The organism is Microcoleus sp. AS-A8 (genome assembly GCA_039962225.1).
GTDB lineage: Bacteria > Cyanobacteriota > Cyanobacteriia > Cyanobacteriales > Coleofasciculaceae > Allocoleopsis.
This window is the reverse complement of the sequence record JAMPKV010000053.1, coordinates 1-5,099: the sequence shown is the minus strand read 5'-3', so window position 1 is coordinate 5,099 and position 5,099 is coordinate 1. Positions and strand designations below refer to the sequence as shown.

General features: G+C 46.1%; 4 protein-coding genes. All 4 read right to left on the bottom strand.

The window, feature by feature from the left end:
- Window positions 1–1,217: 1,217 nt before the first annotated feature.
- Entirely contained in the window at window positions 1,218–1,682 is a 465-nt protein-coding gene (locus tag NDI48_32075; protein MEP0835809.1) for a hypothetical protein, read from the bottom strand.
- 28 nt (window positions 1,683–1,710) lie between these two features.
- Window positions 1,711–1,914, bottom strand: coding sequence for a hypothetical protein (locus NDI48_32070; protein MEP0835808.1), 204 nt, complete (start codon window positions 1,912–1,914; stop codon window positions 1,711–1,713).
- 52 nt (window positions 1,915–1,966) lie between these two features.
- Window positions 1,967–2,434, bottom strand: a complete 468-nt coding sequence (locus NDI48_32065; GenBank protein ID MEP0835807.1) for a hypothetical protein — start codon at window positions 2,432–2,434, stop codon at window positions 1,967–1,969.
- Window positions 2,435–2,822: 388 nt separating this feature from the next.
- Window positions 2,823–4,199 carry an IS4 family transposase gene (locus NDI48_32060; protein MEP0835806.1) on the bottom strand — a complete coding sequence of 459 codons (1,377 nt, stop codon included), beginning with the start codon at window positions 4,197–4,199 and terminating at the stop codon, window positions 2,823–2,825.
- Window positions 4,200–5,099 lie beyond the last annotated feature (900 nt).

The following is a 5,099-nucleotide window of genomic DNA, read 5'->3' as shown; positions in this document are numbered from 1 at the left end:
ATAGGACGATAATAGCTGTATAGAGTCTATACAGCTATTATCGTCCTATAGTTACTATACCGACTATAGGATGTTGTGCATCTTCCTCTAGTTCTTTCATCCTCCTATAGTCTTGAAAGCCTTACCCAGTCTAGGTTGCATCTTCCTATAGTTGCTTGAGACCCTTATCTTCCTCTAGTCAAGTACTGGAGGTTACTCTGAGCCTCAAAGCGTTGCCTAGTATAGCTTCTAGACTTCCTTTGGTACGCCTAGACTAGAGGAAGTTGTAGCCAAGCTTCTTTTTTGCTGTCGGAAGTTCTCAACAGTAGAGGAAGTTGGCAGCGAAAGCACTCATCTTCCTACACTAAACGCCGAATTTCCTCAGACACTAGCGGAAGTTGTTGGCGAGGGCGTCTATCTTCCTACACTAACTCCCGAATTATCGGAGAACCATTGGAAGTTTGCCATTGTGCGATCGCTCTCGTGAGATTTTACGTCAGTCAACCCACGAGAGCGATCAGCTTCGAGTAAAGCCAAAGGCGATCGCATGAGAGCGCTAGCGTAGCTAATCGCAGGCTGCCGACCCGACCCGGCCTATCAGTCTCACATCTCAGAAGGCTCTAGAACCCCCTAGGACGGAATGAGGGATTGATTTTCCCCCGTGCCTATGGTCTATCGGCGCTCTAGACTCATTCTTACAGGGTCTGTGAGCGGTGTGAGGCTACTAAACCTGGATGACATCACATTTGATATGACCCTAGTAACTAAACTATACGCCGGATACACAGGTAGCAATTGTATAAGAGCTTTACTCGAAGCTGATTGCCAAAGGCACCGACGAAGCCGATCACGCTTATCTTCCTACACTAAGATTCCAGAATTTCTGATAGACTATAGGAAGTTGAAGGGAGCACACTGCTGAGGTGAAATCACTGAAGTTCGGAGCAGTTGAAAGGCGATCGCTTTTTCCACTGCTCCGAACTTCCCAGTTAGTTGAGCCATCCGGTGAGTGTCTAACGGTTAGACACGCGGCAGCAGTGTGAGGCAACCAGACCTGACGGCGAAACACCGATGCAACGAAAATGCCTTGTAACCGATTACGGGTAGTGCCACTCCCTCAAGCAAAAAGCCTCAGCATCTAAGGTGAGGCTTTCTCATAGGAGATTTAACGCTACTTGTTTAATACAACTTAACTACTCTTATCCTGAAATCCGGCACCGAGAAGCAATCACATTCTGTTACTGTCTGCTCGCTTGTTCCTGCTTAAAGTCTGAAACTACTAAGTTAGCTAATTCGTCTAACACTTGGTCTCCCTCATTTCCCACAGTACATCTTTGAATCGCATCTCTAGCAGCAGCAAGTAAATAACTTTCTGACGCTTGATTATCTGAAGAAGCCTGTCGTTGCCATGCTTCTACTACAGCACTTCTTCCAGCTTGGTGCGCGCATTTTTTGAGCAATTTATTTGAATTTACATTCTGGGAAGTTGCAGGGACGACACGAGTTTCATTCTTAGAAAACTGCCGTGCCGCATCATCTGTTACATTACTTCCTTGTTTACTAGCAGTCCTGGCAACATCATCTACTAAATTACTTCCTTGTTTAGTAGCTATCCTGGCAATATCATCTGAAACACTTGCACAGCCAACTAATAATGCTTGAACTATTGATATGGCAATTAATCCCATATAAGCTTTTTTCATTGTCTTATCTCTCTCCAGTTAAGTTAGTTTAAACTTCTGTATTCTCACTAGTCGAATCAGAAGCCGTATCCGAATCATTTTGCGAATCTGACATCAAATCATTTTCGTCTACATCTATGCCAATCGCACCAAGCACACCAGTAACAACAGCTCCTGCAACAGCTCTTCCTACACCTCTTGCCACACCACTCGCTAAACCTGAGACCAAAAATTCAACTAATTTGCCGTTCATAACTTTCACCTATTTTTTGCGCGAGAAATTAATAACAAATGAATCCCTGTCTCTACCAATCACTATCCATCCAGCTTGAGATTGCACCACCGATATGATTTGCCATATCAGGGACATCTGGAATAGCTATTTCAACATCGGGAGTGGGAACAGGTACAGGAAACTCAAGTGCTTCTGGCACAAGCACATCCAGAGGTACAGGGTTTACCAAATCGGATAAAGGCTGAGTTACACCTTCTGGAATAACCGGAACTCCTGAAGTAATATCAGTTAATTCAGGTGTTGGTAATTGCATCAATGGATTCAGCGTTCCTTGAATAATATTCGGGAGTTGAGATACTGGCAATAAAACAGACGGATCAAGAGTATCTTTGACATTATTCACTAAATCATTGGCAGTCTCTGAAGCTGTATCGATAGTGTCTTTTATCGCTTTAGCAGCAGCAGCACCAGCGGCTATTCCTGCTGTAACTCCCGCAGCAATAGCTGTACCACTAACTATCTTTTTGAACAATCCCATATTTTTCTGCCTTAAGTTTGGTTAGTTACTCACCCAATCAATCTAAAGACAGATACAACTTTCAAAAATTAATTCCAGTTAGATACTTTCTTTTCCATCCACTTACTTAACTGCCACAAAGGAGGGAGCTACTATTCACCCAGTTACAAGCAATTGAGAGCTTTTTGTTCATTCAGTTCCCGAACTGTCATATTTCCGCTTTCTTAATGTTTATATTGCCTCATCTCTACCTGCAATCGCATTTGGCATAGCTTTAGCCAACCCGCGATCACCTACCGCACCAGAAATGAAAAACCCGACAAATACTAATTTTTGTATCTTTTTCAGGCTTCAACCTTTGCCTTTGTCCTTTAGTCACATTTTTCTTCACAAAAGGGGCAGTTAGAACTCAACTAGCATTTGCCACCATTAACTGCCAAATACTAGCCATGTCATGCAATCGTTGCAGTCCCAACCACAACGTTTTTACTCCCGGTTCTCCATCCTGTCGGCGACCCAAAAACCCGCCTAATCGCGCTATCCAACGCACGCAGTCTGCCAGGGTAGGCGGATCGTTTGGTAGTACCGTCGTTTGATAGATATGACAGTAGAGTGCCTGCCAATAGTGCGCCGGTAATATTCCCTCGATACTTTCCTCTGGATGGCATCGCGCTTCGTAGGTCAACCACAGTAACCGCCAAGCGACAATCGCATACGTCGCTAACGCTCTCTCCAAACGGTCAGCTCTCTCTAGTTGCAACTGCTCTAAACGACAGCCACTCTTGAGTGTGTAATGGTAGCGTTCAATCAGCCAACGGTAAGTGTACCAACGCAAACATCTTTCAGCTTGCTCCAAGGAAGTAACTTCTAACGTTGTTAACAATAACCAAGCGATCGCCTTTTCTCCAACTGGGGGCATCTCTTCAATTGCCCATACGACTTGAACTTTTACAGGTTTGAGGCTATTGCGCTGTGGGTGATGAAGTGGTGGTTGCAATTCTAGGCTGCTTATACGTACTGTCAATGTCGCTGTTCTTGCTTTTCGCTTGGGAGTCCGTTGCAACTCCAATGTCAGCTCACCGCACGCTGCTGTTTGCCCGATCGCTTCCTGCAAGCTCTTTATATCTATATCTGTCGCTGTCTGCTTCACACCACGAGGCTGACAGGCATGTATCAAAAACTCTGACCCTTCTCGGCGTGGTAGTGCAAATAACTCATAGATATCGGCTTCCCGATCGGCTACTGTCACCACTTGCTTGTCTTGAGGAATCCATTGCTGGGTTAGTTCCAAGCTCTCCAGCCAACGGTGACTTTCTTTTTGCTCAATCGCCCTTTTCCGGTCTTGATGCCCCGTCGTCCGTCTGTTTTTCTCTCTTGCCCATACTTTTTGATGCAGCACTCCCAACGGTACGCCCAAGGGACTAACGCATAGTACCGAATGCACTTTTAGCCCGTGAGCGTCTTTCTTACTTAACGCGCCTAACCCCTGCTTACAAGGCTGTGAGCTGAAATCTAATTCTGTTGTGTCTTGCACCGCTAGCACGAGTTCTTGTCCTTCCACCCGCGCTAAGGTACTGTCTCGGTGTGCTGCTAATATTTCATTCGATCCCACGCGCACATTCCCCCAAAACTCATAGATGCCTTGCACCGCCGCCCCATCTCTTGCCGCCTGGGTCACGCTGGCTATCGGCATGGCACTTAAGTCTTCCACGATTTTGATTAAACGCCGATTTCGTCGCTTATCCCCTAGATTCACCGTTTTTAGTTCTTCTGCCGCCCAGCTCATTGGTTTCAGCCCTGATTCTTACTGCTTCTTCCTTTTCACGCAGAATTACCACGCATTGATTCCCACATCGGCGTAACTTTACTCTTGTTTACAATCTGCCTCGGCGGGGAGCCAGTCTGGGCAAGCCCTTACATTTCCTCCCGTCTCCCTCTCACTCTTACTTTCAGCTTTTTGGAGCGGCAATTTCCCCAGATTTTTTCTCATCAATCCTCACTCACGCACCACTTTTGCCCAGATTTGGCACACCCCTCGACCCATATTCCGCCCCAATTTCTCCTACCAACCACTCTCTCCACCGCTTAAGTTCTGTTAAATTCCCCCGATTTTCCTCGCGATTCGACTCAACTTTCTCTCTTCAAATCGCTCTAGCTCCCTCTGGCTCTACCTTTTACCCTGTTACAAAATTTTGACTTTCTTTGCGAAAGATGTGACTAATGCATAGCACTACTTTCTTGTCTGGGGAAATCCTTATATTGCCTCCCGTCTCCCTCTCACTCTTGCTTTCAGCTTTTTTGAGCGGCAATTTCTACCAGATTTTTTCTCATTAATCCTCACCCACGCACCACTTTTGCCCAGATTTGGCACACCCCTCGACCCATATTCCGCCCCAATTTCTCCGCTCAACCACTCTCTCCACCGCTTAAGTTCTGTTAAATTCCCCCGATTTTCCTCGCGATTCGACTCATCTGTCTGGAGTCAAATCGCTCTGAGTCTCACTGGCTCTACCTTTGACCCTGTTACGTACGAAATTTTGACTTTCTTTGCGAAAGATGTGACTAATGCATAGCTCTACAGATTCCTCAGCCCTCGACCAACGTGATCGACTCCTGACCTCGACCCAAGCGCGATCGTATTCGGCACCATCGTACAGCTCTTCGGGCATGAAAACCGCCTAGCGTC

Excerpts from the sequence above, each read along its gene's own strand:
- NDI48_32075 (MEP0835809.1), bottom strand. The coding sequence starts at position 1,682 with ATGAAAAAAGCTTATATGGGATTAATTGCCATATCAATAGTTCAAGCA.
- NDI48_32070 (MEP0835808.1), bottom strand. The coding sequence starts at position 1,914 with ATGAACGGCAAATTAGTTGAATTTTTGGTCTCAGGTTTAGCGAGTGGT.
- NDI48_32065 (MEP0835807.1), bottom strand. The coding sequence starts at position 2,434 with ATGGGATTGTTCAAAAAGATAGTTAGTGGTACAGCTATTGCTGCGGGA.
- NDI48_32060 (MEP0835806.1), bottom strand. The coding sequence starts at position 4,199 with ATGAGCTGGGCGGCAGAAGAACTAAAAACGGTGAATCTAGGGGATAAG.